This is a genomic window from Halogranum gelatinilyticum (assembly GCF_900103715.1).
In the GTDB taxonomy this organism is placed as follows: Archaea; Halobacteriota; Halobacteria; order Halobacteriales; family Haloferacaceae; genus Halogranum; species Halogranum gelatinilyticum.
Genome location: NZ_FNHL01000002.1, coordinates 743,539 through 769,151, shown reverse-complemented (window position 1 = coordinate 769,151; position 25,613 = coordinate 743,539). Strand labels below are relative to the sequence as shown.

Annotated in this window: 25 protein-coding genes; 12 read left to right on the top strand and 13 right to left on the bottom strand. The window is 66.5% G+C overall.

Annotated elements, in window-relative coordinates:
• Positions 1 to 101: 101 nt before the first annotated feature.
• Entirely contained in the window at positions 102 to 998 is an 897-nt protein-coding gene (locus BLR57_RS10415; protein ID WP_089697450.1) for a winged helix-turn-helix domain-containing protein, read from the top strand.
• A 57-nt stretch (positions 999 to 1,055) separates the two neighbouring features.
• Here BLR57_RS10415 and nadC read toward each other — a convergent pair whose 3' ends face one another.
• The 4 genes from nadC to BLR57_RS10395 all read right to left on the bottom strand — a co-directional run bounded on the left by nadC (position 1,056) and on the right by BLR57_RS10395 (position 6,299).
• Positions 1,056 to 1,874 (bottom strand): carboxylating nicotinate-nucleotide diphosphorylase, encoded by an 819-nt coding sequence (gene nadC, locus BLR57_RS10410; protein WP_089697449.1) that lies wholly within the window; start codon positions 1,872 to 1,874, stop codon positions 1,056 to 1,058.
• Positions 1,861 to 3,396: an L-aspartate oxidase gene (locus BLR57_RS10405; protein ID WP_089697448.1), complete on the bottom strand. Its 1,536-nt coding sequence runs from the start codon at positions 3,394 to 3,396 to the stop codon at positions 1,861 to 1,863. Before BLR57_RS10405 ends, nadC begins: the two co-directional genes overlap by 14 nt.
• Entirely contained in the window at positions 3,393 to 4,523 is a 1,131-nt protein-coding gene (gene nadA, locus BLR57_RS10400) for a quinolinate synthase NadA (RefSeq protein ID WP_089697447.1), read from the bottom strand. The genes BLR57_RS10405 and nadA overlap by 4 nt, the downstream gene beginning before the upstream one ends.
• 210 nt (positions 4,524 to 4,733) lie before the next feature.
• Entirely contained in the window at positions 4,734 to 6,299 is a 1,566-nt protein-coding gene (locus BLR57_RS10395; RefSeq protein ID WP_089697446.1) for an amidohydrolase, read from the bottom strand.
• Positions 6,300 to 6,442: 143 nt separating this feature from the next.
• On the opposite strand from BLR57_RS10395, the gene BLR57_RS10390 reads away from it, so the two are divergent.
• The 3 genes from BLR57_RS10390 to BLR57_RS19865 all read left to right on the top strand — a co-directional run bounded on the left by BLR57_RS10390 (position 6,443) and on the right by BLR57_RS19865 (position 9,230).
• Positions 6,443 to 7,648 (top strand): DUF7282 domain-containing protein, encoded by a 1,206-nt coding sequence (locus tag BLR57_RS10390; protein WP_139173330.1) that lies wholly within the window; start codon positions 6,443 to 6,445, stop codon positions 7,646 to 7,648.
• Between the two features lie 125 nt (positions 7,649 to 7,773).
• A complete protein-coding gene (hmgA, locus tag BLR57_RS10385) occupies positions 7,774 to 8,985 on the top strand; it encodes a hydroxymethylglutaryl-CoA reductase (NADPH) (RefSeq protein WP_089697444.1) in 1,212 nt (403 codons plus the stop codon).
• Positions 8,986 to 9,098: 113 nt separating this feature from the next.
• Positions 9,099 to 9,230 (top strand): hypothetical protein, encoded by a 132-nt coding sequence (locus BLR57_RS19865; RefSeq protein WP_280140449.1) that lies wholly within the window; start codon positions 9,099 to 9,101, stop codon positions 9,228 to 9,230.
• Between the two features lie 7 nt (positions 9,231 to 9,237).
• On the opposite strand, the gene BLR57_RS10380 is transcribed toward BLR57_RS19865, so the two are convergent.
• Positions 9,238 to 9,762, bottom strand: coding sequence for a DUF5817 family protein (locus tag BLR57_RS10380; protein ID WP_089697443.1), 525 nt, complete (start codon positions 9,760 to 9,762; stop codon positions 9,238 to 9,240).
• 247 nt (positions 9,763 to 10,009) lie between these two features.
• On the opposite strand from BLR57_RS10380, the gene BLR57_RS10375 reads away from it, so the two are divergent.
• Entirely contained in the window at positions 10,010 to 11,029 is a 1,020-nt protein-coding gene (locus tag BLR57_RS10375) for a phosphoribosyltransferase (RefSeq protein ID WP_089697442.1), read from the top strand.
• A gap of 90 nt (positions 11,030 to 11,119) precedes the next feature.
• Positions 11,120 to 11,461 carry a cupin domain-containing protein gene (locus BLR57_RS10370; protein WP_089697441.1) on the top strand — a complete coding sequence of 114 codons (342 nt, stop codon included), beginning with the start codon at positions 11,120 to 11,122 and terminating at the stop codon, positions 11,459 to 11,461.
• Between the two features lie 106 nt (positions 11,462 to 11,567).
• Here the strand turns inward: BLR57_RS10370 and icd are convergent, their stop codons facing one another.
• The gene (gene icd, locus BLR57_RS10365; protein ID WP_089697440.1) at positions 11,568 to 12,827 is read right to left on the bottom strand and encodes an isocitrate dehydrogenase (NADP(+)); all 1,260 of its coding nucleotides are present in this window, start codon (positions 12,825 to 12,827) and stop codon (positions 11,568 to 11,570) included.
• 138 nt (positions 12,828 to 12,965) lie between these two features.
• Between icd and BLR57_RS10360 the strand changes: the two genes are divergently transcribed.
• Entirely contained in the window at positions 12,966 to 13,889 is a 924-nt protein-coding gene (locus tag BLR57_RS10360; RefSeq protein WP_089697659.1) for an isoaspartyl peptidase/L-asparaginase, read from the top strand.
• Between the two features lie 9 nt (positions 13,890 to 13,898).
• Here the strand turns inward: BLR57_RS10360 and BLR57_RS10355 are convergent, their stop codons facing one another.
• The 4 genes from BLR57_RS10355 to BLR57_RS10340 all read right to left on the bottom strand — a co-directional run bounded on the left by BLR57_RS10355 (position 13,899) and on the right by BLR57_RS10340 (position 17,920).
• A complete protein-coding gene (locus tag BLR57_RS10355) occupies positions 13,899 to 14,312 on the bottom strand; it encodes a DUF7522 family protein (RefSeq protein WP_089697439.1) in 414 nt (137 codons plus the stop codon).
• 84 nt (positions 14,313 to 14,396) lie between these two features.
• Positions 14,397 to 14,810 (bottom strand): DUF7522 family protein, encoded by a 414-nt coding sequence (locus BLR57_RS10350; protein ID WP_089697438.1) that lies wholly within the window; start codon positions 14,808 to 14,810, stop codon positions 14,397 to 14,399.
• Positions 14,811 to 14,891: 81 nt separating this feature from the next.
• A complete protein-coding gene (gene ppk1 / locus BLR57_RS10345; RefSeq protein WP_244509978.1) occupies positions 14,892 to 17,192 on the bottom strand; it encodes a polyphosphate kinase 1 in 2,301 nt (766 codons plus the stop codon).
• A gap of 20 nt (positions 17,193 to 17,212) precedes the next feature.
• Entirely contained in the window at positions 17,213 to 17,920 is a 708-nt protein-coding gene (locus BLR57_RS10340; protein WP_089697437.1) for a metallophosphoesterase family protein, read from the bottom strand.
• A gap of 189 nt (positions 17,921 to 18,109) precedes the next feature.
• Between BLR57_RS10340 and map the strand changes: the two genes are divergently transcribed.
• Complete coding sequence (map, locus tag BLR57_RS10335; RefSeq protein ID WP_089697436.1) at positions 18,110 to 19,003, top strand: type II methionyl aminopeptidase; 894 nt, start codon at positions 18,110 to 18,112, stop codon at positions 19,001 to 19,003.
• Positions 19,004 to 19,168: 165 nt separating this feature from the next.
• Here the strand turns inward: map and BLR57_RS10330 are convergent, their stop codons facing one another.
• On the bottom strand, positions 19,169 to 19,369 hold the full coding sequence (locus BLR57_RS10330) for a DUF7835 family putative zinc beta-ribbon protein (protein ID WP_089697435.1): 201 nt from the start codon (positions 19,367 to 19,369) through the stop codon (positions 19,169 to 19,171).
• Between the two features lie 225 nt (positions 19,370 to 19,594).
• On the opposite strand from BLR57_RS10330, the gene BLR57_RS10325 reads away from it, so the two are divergent.
• Positions 19,595 to 20,143, top strand: a complete 549-nt coding sequence (locus BLR57_RS10325; RefSeq protein WP_089697434.1) for an HIT family protein — start codon at positions 19,595 to 19,597, stop codon at positions 20,141 to 20,143.
• Between the two features lie 87 nt (positions 20,144 to 20,230).
• The gene (locus BLR57_RS10320; RefSeq protein WP_089697433.1) at positions 20,231 to 21,193 is read left to right on the top strand and encodes a cation diffusion facilitator family transporter; all 963 of its coding nucleotides are present in this window, start codon (positions 20,231 to 20,233) and stop codon (positions 21,191 to 21,193) included.
• A gap of 115 nt (positions 21,194 to 21,308) precedes the next feature.
• On the opposite strand, the gene BLR57_RS10315 is transcribed toward BLR57_RS10320, so the two are convergent.
• Both BLR57_RS10315 and BLR57_RS10310 read right to left on the bottom strand, forming a co-directional pair.
• On the bottom strand, positions 21,309 to 21,707 hold the full coding sequence (locus BLR57_RS10315; RefSeq protein WP_089697432.1) for a CBS domain-containing protein: 399 nt from the start codon (positions 21,705 to 21,707) through the stop codon (positions 21,309 to 21,311).
• 91 nt (positions 21,708 to 21,798) lie between these two features.
• Positions 21,799 to 23,049, bottom strand: a complete 1,251-nt coding sequence (locus tag BLR57_RS10310) for a tRNA (N(6)-L-threonylcarbamoyladenosine(37)-C(2))-methylthiotransferase (RefSeq protein ID WP_089697431.1) — start codon at positions 23,047 to 23,049, stop codon at positions 21,799 to 21,801.
• A 123-nt stretch (positions 23,050 to 23,172) separates the two neighbouring features.
• On the opposite strand from BLR57_RS10310, the gene BLR57_RS10305 reads away from it, so the two are divergent.
• Complete coding sequence (locus tag BLR57_RS10305) at positions 23,173 to 24,381, top strand: outer membrane protein assembly factor BamB family protein (RefSeq protein ID WP_089697430.1); 1,209 nt, start codon at positions 23,173 to 23,175, stop codon at positions 24,379 to 24,381.
• Between the two features lie 50 nt (positions 24,382 to 24,431).
• Positions 24,432 to 25,607, top strand: a complete 1,176-nt coding sequence (locus BLR57_RS10300; protein ID WP_089697429.1) for an outer membrane protein assembly factor BamB family protein — start codon at positions 24,432 to 24,434, stop codon at positions 25,605 to 25,607.
• The last annotated feature ends 6 nt before the right edge of the window (positions 25,608 to 25,613 follow it).

Below are 25,613 nucleotides of genomic sequence, written 5' to 3'. Positions count from 1 at the left end.
GCCGCCATCGGCCGAGCGTGGAACCGCCATCCCGAGGCGGCTCCGAGTCACGGCTCCGAGGGGGGCAACCGTTTTGTGCGTCGCGGGGAAACTCAGGGCCAATGAGCCAACCAGCCGAGAGCGAGCCGCCGAGTCCCCCCTCCGGCCGCTCGAACCTCGCGCCCGCCGAGGCCTTCGCCCTCCTCGGCAACGACACGCGCATCGAGATCCTCCAGGGTCTGCTCGACGCCGGTGGCGACGACACGCCCGTCGCCTTCTCGGATCTCTACGCCCGCGTCGACATCGACGACAGCGCGCACTTCAACTACCATCTGAAGAAACTGACCGACCACTTCGTCCGCAAGACCGACGAGGGCTATCTCTTCCAGTATCCCGGCCGGAAGGTCGTCCGCGCGGTCTTCGCCGGGACGTTCACCGACCACGCCGAACTCGACCCCTTCGCAGCACCGGGGGACTGCTACGACTGCGGCGGCGACCTGCAGGCGTGGTACGCCGACGAGTATCTGACCATCGAATGCGTCGACTGCGGCCGGACCCATCTGAGCTACTCGTTCCCGCCGGGCGGACTGGAGGACCGCACGCCCGAGGAACTGCTCGACGCCTTCCACCACCACGTCCGACACCACTACTGTCTCGCCGCCGACGGCGTCTGCCCCGAATGTATGGGCAAGATGTCGACGACGCTGTCGCACGACGACGACCTGCCCGGTCTCGACGTCCGCGTCGACCACGTCTGTCAACGGTGTCAGACCCACCTCTACTCTGCCGTGGGGGTCAATCTGCTGGACAACGCCGACGTGCTGACCTTCCACGCCGACCGTGGCGTCGACCTCAGCACTCGCCCCTTCTGGACGTTCGACTGGTGCGTCAGCGACCAGCGGACGACGGTCCTCTCGGAAGACCCTCTGGAGGTCCGCCTCGACATCCCCTGCGACGGTGACGTCCTCAGCGTGACGCTCGACGAGACGCTGAGTGTGCTTGACGTCGACCGTTCCTGACCCGAATCCACCACGTCTCATACCTGAGCGCACGTCTCGCTCGGTGTCGCTTCTCCGCTACTCTCCACCGCCAGTCCGAAACGAGTAGTCCAGACTGGGCGCGCTGTGGGTGAGCGACCCCATCGAGATCACGTCGACGCCCGTCTCGGCGTAGGCTGGCACGTCGGCGACGGTGATGCCGCCGCTGGCCTCCGCGAGCGTCTCCTCGGGCAACGCGTCGACCCCGCGGGCGACCTCGGCAGGAGCCATATTGTCGAAGAGGACGATGTCCGCCCCGGCCGCGGCGGCCCGCGCGCCGTCCTCCGGGTTCTCGACTTCGACTTCCAGCTTCGTGACGAACGACTTGCGCGCCGCGAAGTGGTCAATCGCTTCTTCGAGCCCCATCTCGGCGACGTGGTTGTCCTTGACCATCACCAGCCCCGAGAGGTCCAGCCGGTGGGTGTCGCCGCCGCCAGCGACGACGGCGCGTTTCTCGACGCCGCGCAGGCCGGGGGTGGTCTTGCGCGTCGCCGCCACCCGAACCGAGTCGCTGCCCTCGCGGGCGGCGTCGACGGCGCGGCGCGTCGCCGTCGCGATACCCGAGGCGTGGCCAGCGACGTTGACCGCGACCCGCTCGCCGCGGAGCACGTCGCGAGCGCGGCCCGAGACGGTCAGGACGACGTCGCCCGGTTCGACCGCCTCACCGACGTCGACCGTCGGCTCCGCGTCGAGGTCGAAGTAGTCGAAGACGGCGACCGCCTCGTCGAGTCCGGCTGCGACGCCCGACTCTTTCGCGACCAGTCGGCCCGCGGTCTCGCCGGGGACGTGGTTCGTCACGTCGTGGTGGCCGAGGTCCTCCTCCAGCCACCGCTCGACCGTCGAGTCAGGGACGCGCACGTGGCTCCTCCTGTGTGTCTCCCTCGCCGTCGACGAGCCGGTGACAGCCCGCCGACGGCGACTCGCTGGCCGCCCGCGCGACGAGCAACGCCGTGACGCAGGCGTTCCGAAGCTCGTACAGCCCGCGCGACGTGCGTGTCCGGGTGTAGGCGTCGACCTCGCCCTTCAGTCGCATGAGCGCGGCGGTCGCCCGCTGTAAGTCCGCCGAGTCGCGCTCGAGCCCGACGTACTCGTCCATGAGCGTCTGCAGCCGTCGGAACTTCGTCTCCGCGAAGGACGGGGGCAGTGCCGGGTCGCTGTCTCGGGGCAGCGGTGCCTCGACTCGCTCGACCTCGTGGCCAGTGGCCGCCTCGCCCGCCCGAAGCCCCCAGACGAGCCCTTCGAGCAGGCTCGTCGAGGCGAGGCGGTTCGCTCCGTGGACGCCCGTCCGGGCACACTCGCCAGCCGCAAAGAGGCGGTCGAGGCTCGTCCGGCCGCGGCCGTCGACGGCGACGCCGCCACAGAGGAAGTGTTCGCTCGGGGCAACCGGGATGCCCTCGGCCGGGTCGACGCCGCGGTCCGCACAGAGTGCCGCGAGGTCCGGAAACTCCGCGGCGAAGTCGAGCTTCGAGACGTCGAGTCGCACCTCGCCGGTCCGCTCGCGTTCGCGGGCGACGGCGCGGGCGACGACGTCGCGCGGAGCCAACTCGGCGTCCGGATGGACCCCGGGCATGAACCGCTCGCCGTCGGCGTTGACGAGAACCCCACCCTCGCCACGGACGGCCTCGCTGACGAGGAACGGCTCGTCGCTCTCGCCGTCGCTACCGACGTAAGCGGTCGGATGGAACTGCACGTACTGCATATCGGCCGTCTCCGCTCCGGCGAGGGCGGCCATCGCGACCCCATCGCCCGTCGCGCCCTCGGGGTTGGTCGACCGGCCGTAACAGGCACCGATACCGCCCGTCGCGAGCACGGTCGCCCCGGCGAAGACCGACTCGACGGCCGCCTCCCCGTCGATTCCATCACCGCGGTCCAGATACGCGCCGTGAACCCGGCCCTCGTGGGTGATTAGGTCCAGGGCGGCCGTGTCTTCGAGAACCGTCACACGGTCGTGGGCCTGCAAGTGTGCGAGGAACGGCCGGAGAACGTGTCGGCCGGTGCTGGCGTCGACGTGGAGGATACGGCGGGCCGAGTGGGCCGCCTCCCGGCCGAAGTCGTAGCCGTCGCCGTCGCCGTCGAACTCGACGCCCAGCGTGTCGAGCAGCACGTCGTCGACGGCCTCGCGCGCATTCGCGACGAGCGTATCGACCGATTCGGGGTCGGCCTCGCCGTCGCTGGCGGCGCGGATATCCGCGGCGAACGACGCCGGGTCGTCGCGCGTGACGGCGATACCGCCCTGCGCCCAGTCCGAGGTGGCGTCCTCTGGCTTCGTGGCTTTCGTCGCGACGAGGACATCTGCGCCCTCGCGGGCCGCACCGAGCGCGGCCGCACAGCCGGCGATCCCGCTGCCGACGACGAGGACGTCAGGCTTCTCGTCCGTCATAGCTCCAACATCCGTTCCATCGCCACGGCGGCGAGTTCTTTCTCGCGCGGTGCGACCTCGACGGCGTTCTGCGGACGGCCTGCGGCCAGTTCCTCCAGAATCCACGTGAGGTAGTTCGGGTCGATCTGCCGCATCGCGTTGCAGTCCATGCAGGCGTCGCCACACAGCGGGACGACGTCGACCTCGGGATGCCACCGCTGGAGATGTTTCACGAGATGGATTTCGGTCCCAATCGCCCACGTCTCGCCGGGGTCGGCCTCGGCGACAGTGTCGCAGATCTCGCTCGTCGAGCCAGCGCGGTCGGCCGCCTCGACGACTTCGCGACGGCACTCGGGGTGGACGATGACGTTCGCGTCGTGGTCGCGTCGCGCCTGCTCGACGTGCTCGACGCGGAACCGTTCGTGGACCTGGCAGTAGCCGTCCCAGAGGATCACGTCGGCGTCGGCGACGTGGGTTGCGGCGCGGCCCTCGGCGTCCCACGGGTCCCACTCGACCGTGCTGTCTTCGAGTCCGAGTCGGTGGGCGGTGTTCTCTCCGAGATGTTTGTCGGGGAGAAAGAGCACCGCGTCCCCGCGTTCGAAGGCCCACTCGAAGGCGCGGTGGGCGTTCGAGGAGGTGCAGACCAACCCGCCCTGCTCGGCGCAGAAGGCCTTCAGGTCGGCGTAGGAGTTCATGTACGTCACGGGGACGATGTCACGGTCGCCCGCGGCCTCCGTGAGTTCCGCCCACGCCGCGTCGACCTGGAGGGCCTCGGCCATCCCGGCCATCGGGCAGGAGGCCTCCATCGACGGCAGGAGGACGGTCTGGTCGTCGTCGGTGATGATGTCGGCACTCTCGGCCATGAACGTCACCCCGGCGAAGACGACGTACTCCGCGCTCGATTCGGCGGCACGTTTCGATAGTTCGTAGGAGTCACCGACGAAGTCGGCGGCGTCAACGAGTTCGCGACGCTGGTAGTTGTGTGCGAGGACGACGACGTCCTCGCCGAGTTCGTCACGCGCGGCCGCGAGACGCTCCGTTCGCTCCGTTTCGGTCAGATCGCGGTACGCCTCCGGCAGCTGCGCGAGATTGCCGTACTTGAAGAGGCTCAGGTCTGTGTCGAGGTCGACTGTCTCTAACTTTGGCACTGGCTGTCACCTGTGAGTGATCTAGTCCGAAGGAGCGCGTATTGAAAAGATTTTGTCTTCAATAAGCTAATTGCCAGTAGTTACTACTCACGAATAGCTGATCAGAGTGCAATTCGTCGCTCATTAGTGCCTTAGACACGAGAATTGCACTGCTAACGGGGTGTTGGTGTGAGTAAAACCGTTGGGAGTGGTGCTCTGGGTGGTCCGCGGCTACCGACCGTCGTAGACGACGTCGCCGTCGACGACGGTCAGCGCGACGTCGACGTCTCGAATCGCGTCGGGCGTCTCCCACGGCGAGCCGTCCAGTGCGACGAGGTCGGCGCGTTTGCCGACTTCGACGGTCCCCGACTCGTCTTCATCGAATCCGGCGTAGGCCGCACCGAGCGTGTAAGCGCGGAGTGCCTCGGTCACGCCGAGTCGCTGGGAGTCGGCCGGGGCGTTGACCGCGTGGTGAATCCCGAGCAGGGGGTCCAGCGGCATACAGTCGCTGCCGAAGGCGAGCCGCGCGCCCGCATCGAGCAGGGCGGGGTAGCGGTTCGTCGCGGTCCGGCGGTCGCCGAGGCGGTCGGCGTAGAGACCGGTCTCGCCCGCCCACTTCAGGAAGTTGGGCTGGACCGAGGCGACCACACCGAGGTCGCCGAACCGCTCGATGGCCTCCTCGGAAGCGAGTTCGACGTGTTCGATTCGGTGGCGTGACTCGCCGGGGTCCTCGCAGTTCTCGTAGGCGTCGAGGACGGCATCGATGGCCTCGTCGCCGATGGCGTGGGCGGTGAACTGGAAGCCCGCCTCGTCGGCGCGGGCGACGTACTCGGCCAGCTCGTCGGGACCGACGACCCACTGCCCGGTCTCATCGGGCGCGTCCGAATAGGGTTCCGAGAGCTTGGCCGTCCGGCCGCCGAAGCTGCCGTCGGTGTAGCTCTTGATGGCACCCGTCTGCACGAAGTCGCTGCCGTAGTTCGTCCGCTCGCCAGTCTCGATCAGTGCATCCAGATGGTCCGCCCAGTAGTTGATTCGGACGCGGACCGTGAGGTCGTCGGCGAGGTCGAGCGCGCGGTAGACCTCCGGCGCGCGGGACTTCCGGACCATGTCGTGGATGGCCGTGACGCCGCGCTTGTTGGCGTACGACTGCGCCGCGCGGACCAGCCGCTCGGTGCCCTCGGCGTCGGGTTCGATGGTCGCGTAGACCGGGTCGACGGCCTCCTCGACGACGACGCCGGTCGGCTCGCCGCCCTCGCGGTGGACGTCCTCGCTAGGCATCTCAGAGAGTAGACGGTCGAGCGCGACGGAGTTCAGCGAGGCGACGTGCATATCCTCGCGGAAGGCGGCGACGGGCCGCGAATCGCTGACGGCGTCGAGGTCCTCGCGGGTGAGATAGCGTTTCTCGTCCCACGTGCTCTCGTCGTAGCCGAAGCCGAGCACCCACTCGTCTCGACTGTCTTCGTCGTCGGCATCGCTCTCGCCAGCGGTCTCGTCCGCTCGCGTCTGCAACCGCTCGACGGCCTCGGCCGGTCCCGTGGCACCCGAGAGGTCGGCGTGGACGAGATACCGGCCCGTCGCCGTCAGATGGGTGTGGGCGTCGATGAAGCCGGGCAGCAGCACCCGGCCGTCGAGGTCGACGACGTCGGTGTCGACGCCGTCGAGAAACCGGAGTTCGTAGCTGTTGCCGACGCGGACGATTCGGCCGTCGCGGACGGCGACGGCCTCGTGGGTCTCGTCGGGGTCGGTGAGGGTGTGGACCTCGGCGTTCGTGAGGAGGAGGTCGGCGGCCTGGGTCATACGCGTGGAAGGCGCGGCGAGCGGCAAAGAGGTTCGGGAACACAGTGAAGGTGGCGAAATCCGGCAATAGACGCCGCAACGTGGCACGTTACCACGATTTCGGCCACAAATCATTACCAGCTTCGGTCCGGATTAAACTCTGTATGTTGCCAGATGGCAGCAGAGACGGATTCGTTGCTGGATTACTCGTACTGATGACGGTGCTCGGTAGTGCTGCCGCCGCGACCCCCGTGGCGGCCGCAGGGGCGACTGCGACTATCGACGCCACACCGTCCGGTCCGAACAACTCCGAGTCGACCCACACCGTCGTGGTCGAACTGGGAGCAGACGCAGGGAGCACCGGGCAGCAGCTGAACGACGTCGTCGTCGACTACAGCGTCGACCAGCCCACCGCGGGCGTCAGTAACGTCGGTGCCGACACCATCGAACGCGTCGGCGTCGACCGCGGTGGCGACAACATGGGGACGCGTATCGACGAGAACGCGACCATCTCGAGCGTCACCGGCATGAAGAACGGTGCCGCCGTGCAGGTGTCGCTCGCTGGCAACCTCACGCTCGAAGAAGGTGACGAGGTCGTGCTCGTCCTGACCCCGGTCCAGAACCCGCAGAACGCGGGGAGCGCGACGGTCACCACGACCATCAACAGCCAGAGCGCGGCCGACACGGCCAACGCGACGGTGAGCTACGAGGCGCACGACGCCATGGCGTCTGTCACCAACCAGACGACGAGCGGTGAGACGGTGACGGTCGACTCCGTCAACCTCTCGGAGGGCGGCTTCGTCGCCGTCCAGACGCAGTCGGGTGCGAACCCCGGTAGCGTCGTCGGCACGTCGGGCTATCTCGAAGCCGGTCAGCACTCGGACGTGACGGTCGAACTCGACGAGTCCCTGGAGGAGAATCAGTCGGTCGTCGTCCAGTCCTACATGGACACCGACGGTGACCTCCGCTACAACTACGTCGACAGTGGTGGGGAGGAGGACGGTCTCTACCTGAACGCCGACGGCAACCCCATCGGCTCGGACACGGCCTACCTGACCATCGGCTCGACGCAGTCGACGGATACGACGACTGCGACGCCGACGGACACCACGACCACGGCCAGCGACATGGATGATTCCGACAGCTCGGACGACTCGGACAGTTCGAGCGACTCGGATAGTTCGGATAGCTCCGACAGCTCGGACTCGACGACCGAGATGTCCGAGGACGCCGAGGACGGCGGTAGCTCGGACGGTTCGGACGGCTCCGACGGTGAGACGACGGAGACCACCTCGCCCGGCTTCGGTGTCGTCGTCACTGCCCTGGCAGTCCTCGCGGCCGCAGCCTTCGCTACGCGACGGACCAACTGACGCAGCGCGGCAGCAGTCTCGCTGACGCCGCAGGGAGTCTGAGTCTCCCATCGCCACGCGTCGTCGTGGCACTCTTTTCACCCGCAACCGACAGTCCTTAGCGACCGCCACGAGGAGAGTGAGTCATGAGCGACCCGGCAGATCTCGCAGCGAAGGTCGAGAGCGGCGAGCTTCGCTTCCACGAACTCGAAGAACACGCCGACGCGGACACGGCGGCGGCGGCCCGACGCCTCCTCGTCGAGGAGCAATCGGGTGCCGACCTCGACGCCGTCGGCGACTACGGCTTCCCGGCGGAGGTGGCCGACTCGGCCATCGAGAACATGATCGGCGCGGCCCAGATTCCGATGGGCGTCGTCGGCCCGGTCAGTATCGACGGCGCGGCGGTCTCGGGCGACACCTACCTCCCGCTGGCGACGACCGAGGGCGCGCTGCTCGCCTCCGTCAACCGCGGCTGTTCGGTCATCGACGGCGCGGGCGGCGCGACCGCCCGCGTCACGAAGTCCGGTATGACCCGCGCGCCCGTCTTCCGCGTCGCTGACGTCGCCGAGGCCGAGGCCCTCGTGTCGTGGGTCCGCGACAACGAGCAGGTACTGAAGGAGGCTGCCGAGGAGACGACGAGCCACGGCGAACTGCTCGACGTGACCCCGTACGTCGTCGGCGACAACGTCTTTCTTCGGTTCCGCTACGACACCAAAGACGCGATGGGGATGAACATGGCCACCATCGCCACCCGCGCCGCCGCGGACGTCGTCGAGGAAGAGACCACGGCCAGCCTCGTCGCGCTCTCGGGCAACCTCTGTACGGACAAGAAGCCCGCCGCCATCAACGCCGTCGAGGGCCGCGGCCGGAGCGTCACGGCCGACGTCCTGATTCCCCGTGCAGTCGTCGAGGAGAAACTCCACACGACACCGGAGGCCATCGCGGAGATCAACACCCGGAAGAACCTCGTCGGCAGCGCGAAAGCGGGGAGTCTCGGCTTCAACGCCCACGTCGCCAACGTCGTCGCCGCGATGTTCCTCGCGACGGGCCAGGACGCCGCGCAGGTCGTCGAAGGCTCCAACGCCATCACGACGGCGGAGGTCAAGGAGGGCGACCTCTACTTCTCCGTCTCTCTGGCTAGTCTCGAAGTCGGCACCGTCGGCGGCGGGACGAAGCTCCCGACGCAGGCCGAGGGGCTGGACGTCCTCGGCGTCCGCGGCAGCGGCGACCCCGCCGGGGCGAACGCGGACGCGCTCGCGGAGGCCATCGCGGTCGGCGCGCTCGGCGGCGAGCTCTCCCTACTCGCGGCACTCGGCTCGCGACATCTCTCCAGCGCCCACGAGAGTCTCGGTCGGTAACGAGATTCGGTTTCGCGTCCACTTTCACTCGCCGCGTCTGGGTCGCGCTTACTTCGCAGTGTCCAGAAGTGGAAGACGCGCTCGCACGGTGAGCACCGGCGAGCGTCTCCACCATGTCCTCCGAACTACTCGCTCCCGACGACGTGACGGACTCGCCCGCCTATCAGTGGCTCCGGGTCCTGAAGCTGCTGCTCGGCGTCCTCGTCTCGCTCCTAACACTATTGAAACTGCTCGGCCTGGTCTGATCACCCCTCAGAGCAGCCGATACCGACCCCGGCTCTCGCTGACCTCGCCGCGTCGCGTCAGCTTCTCCAGGAGGTCGCGGGCGGCCTCGGCGGGCACGCCGTGCTCCGTCGCGTAGTCGACCACCTCGTCTTCGGTCGGCCGGTCCCGCTCGCGCAACGCGTCGGTCACGACCTCCTGACGACTCCGCGAGGAACTGCCGGTGTCGACGTCGCCCGCGGCTTCGACCGCGTTGGCGTCGAGTCCCGACCGTTCGAGATACTCACGGTCGTCGATGCCAGCGTTCTCTACCTCCCGTTCGAGGTCGGCGACGTGGCCGACCTTCTGGAACGCCTCGTTTTGGCCCTGCTTGCCAGCGAGGATGGCAGCCCGCGCCTGCCGCGCTTCGGCGTGGTTCTCGGACTCGAAGAAGCGTTTGAGCTTCTTGATCTGGTGGGTCTTCCCGCACCGCGAACAGTTCGCCGTCTGCTTGGTGTCCGCATCCGAGAGGAGCCAGAGGTTGCTGCAGTTGTTACAACCGACCACCGCATACATACCGCATCCTTCGTCGGCGATGCTTTTGAACTTCCGGCCCCCGGCGTTGGACCCGACAGGCACGACAGCCGCTGCCTTCGAGACAGCCGAGTTCCAAGCGGGAGAAAACGACGTCCCTCTCGGTGTGTTGTGGGACAGTTCGGGAAATCAGCGGTATCACTGTGTATTTGCCAATTCTGGCGTACTGATATGTTGCATTTATTGTCTATATGCTTATGTGTTCCAAGGACGTTTGGATAGCAACCGAATGAGATACCGTAGCCAGGCTGAGATGAACGATGGCTGTCGGGGTCTGGCGCGAGAGCTGTGCGGGCAGTACGATCTTATCGTCGGCATTCCCCGGAGCGGGATGCCGCCAGCGACGTTGCTGTCGCTGTATCTCGACCTTCCGGTCTCCGACGTCGAGGGGTTGGCAGAGCGGCGAATCATGGGGTCCGGAGAGCGGTACGAGGGCGAGACCGACTTCGACGGTGTGCGCCGTGTGCTCGTCGTCGACGACAGCGTCAACTCGGGCAATCAGCTGACGGCGACCAGAGCGCGAATCGAGGAGTTGGACCTCGGCGACGTCGCCGTCGACTACGCGGCAATCTTCGTCACGCCGAAAGGGACACAGCTCGTCGACCACTGGTGGGAAGTCGTCGAGATGCCGCGCGTCTTCGAGTGGAACGTCCTCCATCATCCGCGACTTCGGAACGCCTGTGTCGACATCGACGGGGTGCTCTGCCGAGACCCGTTTCCCGAGGAGAACGACGACGGGCGGCGGTACCGGCGGTTCCTCGAGACGGTCGAACCGGCGTACGTCCCGACGAAGAAAGTCGGCTGGCTGGTGACGTGTCGCTTGGAGAAGTATCGCGAGGAGACTGAGACGTGGCTTCGGACACACAGTGTCGAGTACGACCAGCTGGTGATGATGGATCTGCCGGACAAACAGACCCGACGCGAGTTGGACAACCGAGGCGAATACAAAGCGGCCATCTACGAGGACACCGGCGCGGAGCTGTTCGTCGAGAGTTCGCTGAAACAAGCGACCGAAATCGCACAGCTGACCGGCAAACCCGTCTACTGTATCGAGTCCAACAGCATGGTCGACGCCGACACCGAGTACAGCAGCGTGTCCGTGGAGACGTACTACTCCATCGAACAGCGGGTCGGCCACTATCTCGGACGGTTCTCGCGGAACCCGGTCGGCTTCGCCCGGCTCACGGTGCAGCATCTCACGACGACGGTACGGAGTCGGGTCGCGCTGTTCGCCGAAGAGCTACGGTAGGTGGATGGTCGGACACTGGGACCAGCGTCGACGCCGACGCCGATGCCGACGGGGGATACGTTGAATACAGAGAGTCGGGAAGACGCCCTCATGGAGCGCGTCACCCACGACGACGTCGACACCGTAGCAGCAATCGAAGGCGTCCACCTGACACAGATGGCAGCGGGCGAGAAGATGAGCGTCCAAGAGTTCGTCATCGACCCCGGCGCGGCCGTCGAAAAACACGACCACCCGCACGAACAGACCGGCTACATCGTCGAGGGAACCTTGACCTTCGTCGTCGACGGCGAGGAAGAGATCGTCGTCGGTCCCGGTGACTCCTACGTCATCCCCGGCGAGGAGCCGCACGCGGCGGAGAACCGCGGCGACGAGACGGTCGTCGGCGTCGACATCTTCAGCCCGCCACGGACGAACGCACCCTGGGAGGAGTAGCGACGCTGGCGACGGTGTCGTGACTCGGCGAGGTGAAGAGAGAGAAAGACAGGGAGAGGATTTTGAGAGGCCTTCGCGGCTCTGCCGTGAAGGTTCGAAAAGCTGTCTACGACAGCTTTTCGATATTCTCGACGACCTTGTCGGCGAACTCGCTCGTCGCGAGCTTCGTGCCGCCCTCGATCTGGCGTTCGAGGTCGTAGGTGACGTTTCCGGAGGAGATGGTCTCCTCGACGGCGTCGCGGACGAGTTCGCCGGCGTCCTTCCAGCCCATGTATTCGAGCATGATGCGGCCCGAGAGGATCATCGCGGTCGGGTTGACCTTGTCCTGACCGGCGTACTTCGGAGCCGAGCCGTGGACCGGCTCTGCGAGACAGCGGGCGGTCCCGAAGTTGGCACCGGGGGCGATGCCGAGCCCACCGATCTGCGCACCGGCGGCGTCGGACATGTAGTCGCCGTTGAGGTTCATCGTCGCGATGACGTCGTACTCGTCGGTCCGCGTCAGGAGCTGCTGGAGCATGTTGTCGGCGATGCGGTCCTTGACGACGATCTTGTCTTCCGGCACCTCACCGTCGTACTCCTCCCAGAGTTCGTCCTCGGTGATGGTCTCGTCGTACTCGTCCTCTGCGACCTCGTAGCCCCAGTCACGGAAGGCACCCTCGGTGAACTTCATGATGTTGCCCTTGTGGACGAGGGTGACCGACGGGCGGTCGTTCTCGATGGCGTAGTCGATGGCCTCGCGGACGAGCCGCTTCGTGCCGAACTCCGTAATCGGCTTGATGCCGATGCCGATGGGACCGTCGTGCATGACGTCGTCCTGCCCCATCTCGTCTTCGACGAACTCCTTGACCTGCTGGACTTCGTCGGTACCGGCTTCCCACTCGATGCCGGCGTAGACGTCTTCCGTGTTCTCACGGAAGGTGATCATGTCCATCTTCTCGGGGTTCTTGACGGGCGACGGGACGCCGTCGATGTGGTAGGTCGGGCGGACGTTCGCGTACATGTCGAGCTTCTGGCGAAGCGCGACGTTGAGCGAGCGGAACCCGGCACCGACGGGCGTCGTGAGCGGACCCTTGATGGCGACGTTGAACTCCTTGATGGCCTCGACGGTGTCGTCCGGGAGGTTCTCGTCGTACTTGTCGCGGGCGGACTGCCCGGCGTAGATGCGCATCCAGGAGATGGAGCGACCGGTGGCCTCGGCGGCGGCTTCGAGGACCTTCTGTGCGGCCGGACCGACGTCGGTTCCGATCCCGTCACCGTGAATGATCGGGATAATCGGATTCTCGGGGACGTCGAGTTCGTCGTTGTCGTCGACCGTGATCTGCTGGCCCTCTTCGGGGACCTCGACCTTGTCGTACTCGTGGCTCATGAACAATCGGGGGTTTTCGGCGCGGTGTAAAAGGCCTGCCGTTCTGCCGCGCGACAGGCAACAATTGACGCGTTCCGGCCGTGTTGGCACGGCTCCCAAACCGACACGTCCATGGCGGAGACGGGCGACTCCGGAACCATGCACGTCATCGTTCACGGCGGCGCGGGCGGCGTCCCCGACGACCCCCAGCCCCGACAGGCGGTCCTCGACGAGGCGGCCGCCGCAGGCACGGCCGAAGCGACCCCGCTCGACGCGGTCGACGCCGCGGTTCGAGTCCTCGAATCGGACGTCCGGTTCAACGCCGGCGTCGGCGGCGCGGTCCAGTCCGACGGCGTCGTCCGCACCGACGCGGGGGTCATGACCTCCGACCGTGAAGCCGGTGCGGCCGCCGGGATGGCCGGCGTCGAACACGCGGTCTCGGTCGCCCGCGTCGTCGCCGAGGAGACACCCCACGTCTTCGTCGCTGGCGACCACGCCGTCGACCTCGCCGACGACTTCGGCGTCGCCACCGACGTCGACCTCTTCACCGACGAGACGCGAGCCCGCTGGGCCGACGCCGACCCGCCGCAGGGGTCGCCGAAGGAGCATCTGGCGTGGCTCGACTCACGGTTCGGCGGGTCGACGAGCGACCCGACGGCGGACAGTGACGAGAAGGAGGGGACGGTAACCGAGCGTGGGGATTTCAGCGACCACGACACCGTCGGAGCGGTCGCGTTCGACGGCGAGTCCTTCGCCACTGCGACCTCCACGGGTGGCCGGTGGTTCGCGCTGGCTGGCCGTGTCGGCGACGTCCCCCAACTCGGTTCGGGCTTCTACGCTGCCCCCGCCGGGGCCGCGTCGGCGACGGGCGCGGGCGAGGATATCGCGAAGGTGACACTCTCGCGGCGGGCGGTCCGACATCTCGAAGACGGCTTGAGTGCCCAGCAGGCGGCCGAGACGGCCATCGCCGAGTTCGGCGAGCTGACCGGCTCTTCGGCGGGCGTTATCCTCCTCGATTCCGACGGAGAAGCAGGGAGCGCGTTCAACAGCGACGGGATGCAGACGAGCGTCGCGCGACGGTAGCCGGGGCGGTCACACCCATCTCGGCGCGTTTTCGATGCTCTGCGGCGAGTCGCGGTAGAGATGTTTGAGACAGGCGCCGACGAAGCCAGCGAAGTTCTCGGCCGCGTCGGAGTCCAGACTGACGACCGTTCCGAAGGTTTCGCCCTGCCCGAAGTGGAGGATGGCCGCCCGGTCGTACAGCCGCATCGTGACGTGGTGGTTGCCAGCCTTGAGCCGTGAGGTATGGTCGACCTCGAACTGTTCGACGGTTCGCAGGTCGTCGACGACTCGCGCAAACTCGTCGAACTCGTATCCACTGGTGATGTCTTCACGGATGTAGAGGAAGTCGTACTCGTCGTCGTCGTACCGAATCACACTTCGGAGATGCTCGCTCGCCTCCTGTTTCAGAAATTCGACTAGATTTTCGTCTTGCAACAAACTCATCACTGTTCCTCTGCGCGCACGACACAAAAGTCCGCGTGTCGTGTGAACCGACGACAAGTACAGTATAGCCGTCGGACGGCCGTTTTATACCCAGCTCGGCGCGTTTTCGATGCTCTGCGGCGAGTCCTGATACAGATGCTTGAGACAGGCACCAACGAAGCTGGCGAAGTCCTCGGCGGCGTCCGAATCGAGACTGACGACCGTCCCGAAGGTTTCGCCCTGCCCGAAGTGGAGGATGGCCGCCCGGTCGTACAGCCGCAGCGTGACGTGGTGGTTTCCGGCTTTGAGCCGCGAAGTGTGCTCCTCTTCCATGTTCTCCACGTCGCGGAGATCGTCGACGACTTCGGCGAACTCATCGACGGCGTACCCACTCGAGACGTCGTCACGAGCGTAGAGCATCTCGTAGGTATCGTCGTCGTACCGAGCGACACACCGGAGCTGCTCGCCCGCACTATCTTTCAGAAACGTTACCAGCCCTTCATCACCGAATCCCTTCATAGCCGCCCGTTTGTCTCCGTAACAAAATGTCTTTGGTGAACCAAAGAAACAATCAAAAATATTCAGTTTGTAAATTGATGGTTAGGGCTGGCCGTCGGTGAACGTGTCGCGGAGGTCGACGCCCGATTCCCGCTGTCGTTCGCCCGGCAGCGGCTTCGTCTCCTCTTCGGGGACCGACTCCTTGGCGCGGTGCATCAGCCGCTGGTGGGTGTTTCGGACCGCCTCGCCGTCGGCGGGCCGGAGCTGTTCGTAGTCGCCTTCGGCGTCCATCTCCCACCGTTTGCGGTTGTCCGTGAGCATGATGTCGAGGACGGTATCGAGTTCCGAGCGGATGTCGGGGTCCTCGACGGGCGCGACGGCCTCGACCCGGCGGTCGAGGTTCCGGGTCATCCAGTCGGCCGAGCCGATGTAGTAGTCCGGGTCGCCCGCGTTGTGGAAGCGGAAGATACGCGAATGTTCGAGGAAGCGGCCGACGACGCTGTAGACGTCGACGTTCTCGCTCACGCCCTCCAGACCGGGGCGGAGCCGACAGATGCCGCGGACGACGAGGTCGATGTCGACACCGGCCATCGACGCCTCGTAGAGTTCTCGGACCATGTCGGGGTCCTCCAAGGAGTTCATCTTGGCGACGATACGGGCGTCCTTGCCGTCGCGGGCGTGCTCGGCCTCCCGGCGGATGAGCCGCACGAACTCTTCGCGCATGTTCTCGGGGGCGACGAGCAGCTTTCGGTACTGTTCGTGCAGCGAGTGGCCTGTGAAGAAGTTGAACAGCTTCACGAGGTCCTGGCCGATGTCGCGGTCGGTCGTGAGCAGCCCGAGGTCGGCGTAGGTCTTCGCTGTCTCCGAGTGGTAGTTGCCCGTCGCGATGTGTGAGTAGAGCTGGACGCCGTCGTCCTCCTCGCGGACGACGAGTGCCGTCTTCGAGTGGGTCTTCAGTCCGATAGTGCCGTAGGCGACGTGGATGCCCTCCTCCTCCAGTCGTTTGACCCACCGGAGGTTGTTCTCCTCGTCGAAGCGGGCCTTCAACTCGACCATCACCGCGACCTGCTTGCCGTTCTTCGCGGCGTCGATGAGGCTCTCGATGACCTGCGAGTCCGACGCCGTCCGGTAGATGGCGGCCTTGATGGCCAGCACGTCGGGGTCGTTGGCAGCAGCGTCGAGGAAGCGGTGAACCGTGTCGTCGAAGGAGTGGTAGGGGTGGTGGACGAGCACGTCGTCGCGGCGGATCTCCGAGAAGAGGTCCGCGGAGTCCTCGGGGTCGATGTCGGCGAAGCGCGGATGGACCTGCGGCGTCCACGGGTCGAGTTTCAGCTCCGGCCGCTCCAGCGACATCAGGTCGAAGAAGTCCCGGTAGTCGAGATGGCCGTCGAGTTCGAACACCTCGCGCTCGTCGACGTCGAGCTGTTCGACGAGCAGTTCGCGGGCCTCCGGCGGCATATCCGAGGCGACTTCCAGACGGACGACCGTCGCGAACCGTCGCTGCCGGAGGACGTCCTCGATGACCTCGATGAGCCCCTCGGCGACCTCCTCGTTCCGCCGCACCTCGGCGTTGCGGGTGACGCGGAACAACGAGGTGTCGACCACTTCGACGTTCGGAAACAGCAGGTCGAGGTTGGCCTCGACGACCTGTTCGAGCGGCACGTAGACGACCTCGCCGTCGGTCGCCGCCCCGTCGCCGTCGACGCGGACGAACCGGGGTCGGTTGCGCGGAATCTTCACCCGCGAGAACTTCAGGTCGGCGTCCTCGTCGTCGCGGGTGACGACCGCGAGCGAGAGACTGAGATTCGAGATGAAGGGGAAGGGGTGCGCCGGGTCGAACGTCAGCGGCGTCAGCGTCGGTAACACGGAGCTCTCGAAGTAGTCGCGGAGTTCGGACTGCGCGTCACTCGTGAGGTCGGCGTGGTCGCGGACGTGGATGCCCGCCTCGTCGAGGGCGGGCTTGATGTCCTCGTGGTAACACTCGTTCTGCGATTCGAACAGTTCGTGGGCGGTGTCGAGGATCTCGCGCCACTGCTCTTCGGGCGTCCGGCCGTCGGGCGTGAGTTCGGTCACCCCGGCGTCCATCTGCTGTTTCAGCCCACCGACCCGCTTCATGAAGAACTCGTCCATGTTCTGCGTGAAGATGGCGAGGAACTTCACGCGCTCCAAGAGGGGGTTGCGGTCGTCGACCGCCTCGTGGAGGACGCGCCGCTGGAAGGCCAACTCGCTCAGTTCGCGGTTGAGATAGAGTGCGGGGTCGTCGAGGTCGACGCTGGCGACGTTTTCGTCGCTCGTGGCCTCGTCGGCCGTTGGCCGCTGCTCGTCGGCGACAGCGTCGCCTTGGTTCGTTTCGTCGGTCGGCTGCTCCGGCTCCGGCTCGCCCATCGTCTCCTCGTGGCTCATGTGGTGTCTCGTCGTCCTTACTATTTCGCCAACACCGGGGACCGAGGGTCGATGAACTTCGAGTCCTTCCGCTCTTCGACGGTGCGTCCCACGTCGAGCGTGACGAGTTCCTTCGCGTGCCAGTCGTACGCGGTCAGTTCACCGCCGTAGACGCAGCCGGTGTCGAGCCCGACGGCGTAGTCGGCGAGGGCGGGTGCTTCGAGGACGGTGTGACCGAAGAAGACCGTCTCGGGACCCTCGAACTCCTCCCACCAGAACGGCGGGTCGTAGCTGCCGCCGGGGACGAGCGAGCGGGTGTTCTGGAGGTCGTCGACGGTGTGTTCCTCGCGGGACATCCGGGGGTCGATGCCGCCGTGGACGACCGTCGCACCCTCCCACGAGATGACGACCGGCAGGTCGCGGATCCACTCGACGTCCTCGTCGGTCAGGTCGTCGGGGTCCTTCTCCCCGCGGAGGATCTTCTCTTCGTTGTTGCCGCGGACCGAGAGCATGTTCGGTGACGAGCGCACGAGGTCGACGACGCCGTGGTTGTCCGGACCCTTCCGGACGAGGTCGCCGACGAAGACGACGAGGTCGTCGTCGCTGGGGTCGAGCTGGTCGAGCAGCGTCTCCAGCTCCGACAGGCAGCCGTGGACGTCGCCGACGACGTAGATGTCGTCCCAGTCGTCCGCGTCCACGCGCTGGTGCTGTGCCTCGATAGACTCACTGAATCGGGGTGTCCGGGTCATGCGGCTGTTCTGTCTCTAGGACGTGTCTCAAGCCGATAAACAGTTGCTAAGTTAACTCATGTGTGCTATATAGTCAGCCGAGTGGGAACTATGAGACGGCCTTGCACGAGCCGTCACGTCGGGAAAACCCGGCGACCGAGGAGACGCCATGCCGGAACCTCTTTGGCCGCTTCGGCGGAACAGGGGGCTATGAGCATCGGACCACTCGACGACGAGACGGTCGACAAGCACCGCGAGGCAGGCGAGGTCCTCCGCACCGTGATGGACGAGGCCGCCGAGATGGTCGAACCCGGCGTCACTCACCTCGAAGTGGCCGAGTACGCCGAGTCCCGCATCGAGGAGTTGGCCGACGGCTGTGCCTTCCCCGCCAACATCTCCATCAACGAGGAGGCCTCCCACGCCACGCCCAGTGCCGACGACGAGACGGTGTTCACCGAAGACGACATGGTCTGTCTCGACCTCGGCGTCCACGTCGACGGCTACATCGCCGACGCGGCGACGACCATCGACTTCACCGGCAACGACGAACTCGTCGAGGCGTCCGAACAGGCCCTGGAGGCCGCGCTAGACGTCGTCGAAGCGGGCGTCGATACCGGTGTCGTCGGTGCGGAGATCGAGGACGTCATCCGCGGCTACGGCTACACGCCCGTCCTCAACCTCTCGGGACACGGCGTCCAGCGGTACGACGCCCACACCGGACCGAACATCCCGAACCGCGGCGTCGACCGCGGCGTCGAACTCCAAGTCGGCGACGTCGTCGCCATCGAACCGTTCGCGACCGACGGCCGTGGCAAGGTGACAGAGGGTGCCGACGAGGAGATCTACGAACTGCAAGCCGAGCGGTCGGTCCGGAACCGGCAGGCCCGGCAGGTGCTCGACCAGATCACCTCCGAGTTCGACAACCTCCCCTTCGCGGGCCGGTGGGTCGACTCCCCGCGCGCCAACATGGCACTGCGGCGGCTGAAGCAGGCCGATGTCATCCGCGGCTATCCGGTCCTGAAAGAGGAAGACGGTCGGCTCATCAGCCAGGCCGAACACACCGTCATCGTCACCGAAGACGGCTGTGAGATCACGACCGAGTAGACGGCCCACGGTGCCGTCGCTCGGCGGTTCCGGTCGGCTCTGCGGCTTCGGTCGATGATGCGGTCGCTTGACGGTGTTATTCGATGACGCGGCCGCTCGCCGGCTCCAGTCGATGACGCGGCCGCTCGGCGGTTCGTAGTCGGGCGAGAAGCAGAGAACCAGTTTTCAGGCGTTGTTCATCCGCTGGATGTCCTCGCGTTCGCACTCCTGACAGGTCGTCACGCGGTACGGCTCACGCGAGAACTCGGCGTTCTCTTCTTTGGAACTCTCCGTCCGGAGTTCCACCCTTACCTCGTGTAGCGTCTCGTTGTCACAGTCCGCACACAGTTCTGTCACTCCGTCGAGGTCGGATGGTTGCGTTGCCATAGTATTGAGAGCCACTCGCGGCTCGATAATAAAGGGCGAGCGCAGTTCCGGCCGTTTTTCGTCCGTTCATCGCAAGACGGCGTCGGGTTTTCCGGTTTCGTGCCCACAGAGGCGACGAGAACGTTCATCGGCCGCTGTAAACTGTTCAAGCAGGTGATACCAGACATATTTTCCGGCACCTTCGGGATGGACAGAGCTAACCACTCACAGGGATTTCACCCCCGTATGGAGCAGATTTTCGCCCCGTGGCGAATCGAGTGGATCGAGCGCGACGACGCGGGCGACATCGACGGCTGTCCGTTCTGCGTCCTCCCCGAGCGCGACGACGACCGGGAGTCCCGCATCGTCGCCCGCAGCGAACACAGCTTCGTCCTGCTCAACAACTATCCGTACAATCCGGGCCACGCGATGGTCATCCCGAACCGCCACACCGGCGACTTCGGCGACCTCTCGGATGCGGAACTCCTCGACCACGCGAAGCTCAAGCGGCGGACGCTCGACGCGCTTGACGCCGCGCTCGGTCCCGCTGGCTGCAACGCGGGCGAGAATCTCGGGGGCGACGCCGCGGGCGGCTCCATCGGCGACCATCTCCACACCCACGTCGTCCCGCGGTGGGACGGCGACACCAACTTCATGCCCGTCATTTCGGACACGAAGGTCATCGTCGAGGCACTGGAGGACACCTACGACCGGCTCCACGAGGCGTTCGCCGAGCAAGCGGGCGCGACCGTTTCCGACGAGACGGGCGCGGTCGTCCTCGACCTCGACGCCTGAGCCGACGACGGCCGTACCGACCAGGTCGGCGACGGCGACGGCGGCGGCCCGAAGCGTCTTTCCCTCCGGGTGTCGAATCCGCCGCTAATGGACCGAAAGCGGGCGGTTCGGCGGGTGGGTCTCGTCGTCCTCGCGATCAACGCTCTCCTCGTCGGCATCAAGGCGGCCGCGTGGCTCGCGACGGGGAGCCTCGCCGTCCAGTCGGAGGCCGTCAACAGCCTCGCCGACACGCTCTACAGCCTCGTCATCGTCGCCGGGCTGTATCTCACCACCCAGCCGCCGGACTTCGAACATCCGCACGGCCACGAACGTATCGAGCCGTTCGTCTCGCTTTTCATCGCGCTCGGTATCTTCGCGGCCGGTTTCGCGGTGCTCTGGCAGTCGGCGACGACCGTCCTCGCCGGTTCCTACGGCGGTGGTGGCAGCCCGCTCGCCGCCGGCGTGCTCGTCTTCGGTGGGGTGTCGAAGTATCTCCTGTACCGGTACTGCCTCAGCGTCGGCGAGGACCAACACTCGCCCGCGCTCGTCGCGACGGCCGTCGACAACCGCAACGACATTCTGACCGCGACCGCCGCGCTCGTCGGCGTCGTCGGCGCGGCACTCGGCTTCCCCGTCCTCGACCCGCTGGCTGCGGGCGTCGTCTCCCTCGGCATCCTCTACACCGGTGTCGAGATCGTCCGCGACAACGTCAACTATCTCGTCGGCGCGGCCCCGCCCGAAGAACTCCGCGCGGAGATTCTCCGGCGCGCGCTCGACCATCCCGACGTCAAGGGAGCCCACGACGTCATCGCCCACTACGTCGGCCCCGAGATCGACGTCAGCCTCCACATCGAGGTCGAGGGCAACCATACCCTGTTCGAGGCCCACCGCATCGAGTCCGACATCGTCCAGTCTATCTCCGAACTCGACGCCGTCGACGACGTGTTCGTCCACGTCGACCCGAAGGAACTCGGCGAGTGGAAGGAGGACGAAGAGACCGACCGGCTGGTCGGCCTGCTCGCGGAGGAGGCAGCCGGCAAGTGGCGCGCGGCCGACCCCGACGAGGAGTGAGCGACGTCCGCCGCTGTGGGCGGCGCGCGCTCAGCCGCCGCTCGTCCTGTCGAATCTGCCGAGAAGGTCGGCCGGGGTCGCGGGGGCACAGCCGCCGCAACCGCCGCGGTGGGTGCTACTCGTCGCTGACGGCCGACTCCGAGAGGTAGGCGGTGAAGTCGGTCGTCGTGATGATGCCGACGACGCCCTCGGTCTCGTCGACGACCGGGACGTGGTGGAAGCCGCGAGAGAGCATGACGTCGGCGACGTCGGTGATGGTGTCGTTGGCGGTGGTCGTCACCACGTCGGTCGTCATATACTCGTAGACCTCGGTGTCTTCGGCCGGCTGGCCGTCGGCGGCGAGGGTGACGAAGTCCGTCGCCGTGAGAATCCCTTCGAGATGGCCGACCTCGTCGACGACGACGACGGAGCCGATACCGTGTTGCAACATCAGATCCGCAGCCGCTTGGATGGGTGTGTCGCGGGAGACGGTCTGAACGGGAGACGACATGAGACGACCGACGAAAATGTCCATACGCAACGGACTATTGTGACGAACATAAGGATTGTCCTGTCGGTCGTCCGCTGGTGCGAAGCCGCCCCGACCGTCCGGCGCGCGCCTCGATTCAGACCGGCGTCGCGAAGGCGTAGACAGTCTGGTGGCTCGTGACCTCGACCTCGGCGAAGTCGCCGGGTTCGAGACCGTGCTCGCTCGCGTTCTGGACGATGATCTGGCGGTACGCGCTGTCGCGACATTTCACGGAGTCGCCGGTGCCCTCCTCGACGACGAGCACCTCCTGGACACTGCCGACCATCTGCTCGTAGGCGTCGGCGACGATGTCCATCTTGGCTGAACTCATCTCCTTCGAGCGCTCTTTCTTGAGCGTGCCACCGAGCCCCTTCATGTCGGCGGCGTCGGTGCCGGGTCGCTTCGAGAAGCGCGTGACGTTGATCTTCTCGGGGCGGACCTCCTTCATGAGTGCCATCGACATGGCGTGGTCCTCGTCCGTCTCGGTGGGGAAGCCGACGATGAAGTCCGTCGAGAGGGTCCAGTAGTCCAGTCGCTCGTCGAAGGTCTCGACGATGTCGACGAACTTGTCGACGCGGTGTTGGCGACGCATATCTTCGAGGACGTCGTCGCTGCCGGACTGTACTGGGAGATGGATGAAGTTGTAGAGCTTGTCGTTGCGGGCGAAGACGTCGACCAGTTCCTCCTGAATCCCGTGGATGCCGCCGGGGTTGGCCATGCCGACGCGAACACGGAAGTCGCCCTCGATGTCGCAGATGCGGTCCAGCAGCTCGGGCAGTTTTCTATCACCTGTGTCCCAGCCGTAGACACCGGTGTCCTGTCCCGTGATCCGGATCTCCTTCGCGCCGGCGTGGACGAGCGCGCGGGCCTTCCGGACGTTGTCCTCGACGGGCGGCGAGTCGATGCGGCCGGTCGCGAACTTGGTGATGCAGTACGAGCAGTTCGACATACAGCCGCGGGCGATGGGGAGGATGCCGACAGTGCCGTCGAGCACGGGGTCGGTGTCGGGCGTGACCGTCGGACATTCGCCGTTCATCGCCGCCTGGGGCACTTCGTCCCAGTGGAGGACGTCGGCGTCGACGCCAGCCTCGCGGAACTCGTCGCCCTGTGCCAGTGCCATGCAGCCGGTGATGATGAGGTCCGCCGTCTCCGCCTCCAACTCCTTCGCGCGGGTCAGCATGTTCCGCTCGGTCTTCTCGACGACCGTGCAGGTGTTGAGGATGGCCACGTCGGCGTCCTCCGGCCCGTCGGCGGGATGGTGACCGCCGTCGCGGAGGGCCTGCTCGATGTGACGGCTCTCACCCCGGTTCGACGTACAGCCGTAGGTCTCGATGTGGTATCGGGCCATTCAGTTACCCTGAATTTCGGACCCGTGGCCAAAAGCACGACGGTCTGTGTCGTCTCCTGCGGGTGGTTCGCGCACGCCAGCGGGTGACAAGAGATTTATTCGGGCCGTCGGTAGCGAGAGGAAATGCCCTCCAGACGACAGGTCCTCGCGACCGTCGGCACGCTCTCGGCCGGAAGCGTCGCCGGCTGTCTCGGTGACGACGAGACGGATGCGCAGTCCGACGACGACGACGGCACGACCGACTGGCCGATGGCGAACTTCGATCAGATGGGACAGAGTTACAATCGGCACGCCGACGGTCCCACGGGGCAGCCGACAGAGCGGTGGAACGCCGAGGTCAACTGGCTCGGTGGCAGGCCCGTCGTCGCCGACGGGACCGTCTACGCGTCCTCCGTGGGCCATCTCACCGCCTTCGACGTCGACAGCGGAGACGAACTGTGGCGCGTCGGCGCGCTCGGAGACGACGACAGACCGCAGTACACCGCACCGGCCGTCGACGGCGACACGGTCTACGTCGGCGTCGACAGCAGTGCCGGGCTGCTCGCGCTCGACGCCGAGACGGGCGAGGAACGGTGGCGGTACAGTTTCGAGGGCGAGCGAGCCGGGATGGACGTCCCACCGGTTCCCGGCTACGTCAGCGACGACGGCTGGTCGTCGCTCGTCGTCAGCGACGGTCGCGGGACGGTTCACCTCCTCGACCTCGACGAGCGCGAGCCACGCTGGACGTTCGAGGTCTACGGTCGGGTGTCGCGCGTCGCGACACGTGGCGGCGTCGTCTACGTCGGCACCCACGGCGGCGAGGTCTACTCGCTCTACGACGGTGTTGGGGGGTGGCGACGGAAGCTCCCCGGGAAGATTACCGCGCTCGCCGCGCTCGGGACCTCCGGCGAGGTCGTCGCCAGCACGTTCGGTGGCGGCGTGTTCCGTCTCCGCGACAACGCCCACGCGGGCCGAACGCGATGGCACGCCGAGCGAGGTCCCGTCGCGCACGGAGCGTTCGTCGTCGCCGGTGGCAGGGTCGTCGGCACCGACCTCTCGACCGCCGACGTCCTGAACGAACGGAGCGGCGAGACGGAGTGGTCCGTCGATGGCACCTACGGCGTCCCGCCCGCGGCCGCCAGCGACACGCTCTATCTCGGTGGCGACACGGGAATCACGGCCTACGCCCTCGACGGCGGTGTCGGCGTCGACAGTCTTCGGTTCGGTGGGAAACGCTGGCACTACCCCTTCGAGGGACACGTCGCCGCCGGGGTCACCGTCGCGGGCGACGCGCTGTTCGCCGTCGACGACGGTGGGCAGGGCAGTCCGAGTCGGCTCCGCGTGTTGGAGTAGCCCGACGCGGACCTGAAGACTGATTACACGGCCGTCGAAAGTGGTGTAAAATGCCCTCCAGACGCCAGTTTCTCGCCGGTCTCGCCACTGGCGGGACCGGCGGCATCGCGGGCTGTCTCGGCTCCGACTCCGACGATGCTGCCGACGCCGCGGGTGACGCGACCGACTGGCCAACCTTCGGCCACGACACTCGGAACACGAACTACAACCCGCAGGGGTCGGCACCGACCGCGTCGCCGACGGAACGCTGGCGCGTCGAGAGCTTCCAAATCTCCGCCCAACCGGTCCTTGCCGACGGCACCGTCTACGCGCCGGTCGGCGCGGACGTCCTGGCCATCGACGCCGAGTCGGGCGACGTGAAGTGGTCTGCGGACCCCGACAACCGCGGCGCGATCTACTGGGCACCGCCGACCGTCCACGAGGGCGTGGTCTACCTCGGCGACGGCGACGAACGGCTCCGCGCCTTCGACGCCGAGACGGGCGAGGTGCTGTGGCAGCGGACCTTCGGCGGCGAGCCGTTCGAGGGAATCTACAGCACCCCGACGGTGACGATTCGTGGCCTGACCGTCGGGACCGCTGGCGGGACGGTCTACACGCTCGACCCCGAGACGGGAGAGGCAGTGTGGAAAACGTCGGTCTTCGGCCGTATCGAGTCGACGCTTGCCTCCGACCCGCCGCTCATCTACGCGGTCACGAGCGGGGGCGACGTCTACACGTTCGGGACCGGTGGTCGGGGGTACTGGCAGACCGGCCTGCCGAACACCGCCAGTGGGACCCCCGCCGTCGTCGACGGCCGCGCCTACGTCGGCTGTGACGACGGAAAGCTCTACGCCATCGATTCGGACGGAACAATCGCGTGGTCGACGGCAGTCGGCGGCTTCGCCCGCGGTGGTGTCGCCGTCGCCGACGGCCGGGTGTTCGCGGCCGACGGCATCGGCCTGACCGCCGTCGACGCCGAGGGCGGCCGACGGCTCTGGCGGAGTCGAGCGGACGTGAACGGCTCGGCGACACCCGTCGTCGTCGGCGACACGGTCTACGTCGCTGGCGACAAACTCTACGGCTTCGCCGTCGACGGCGGAATCGGCGTCGACCTCCTCCGCGTCGGTGAGCGACGCTTCGGCGAGCCGTTCGATGGCGGCGTCGGCCACGTCGCCGCGGGCGACGGACTCCTCGTCGCGGGCGTCAGCGAAAATCAGGACGACCACTACGTCGTCGGCTTCGAGTGAGAACCG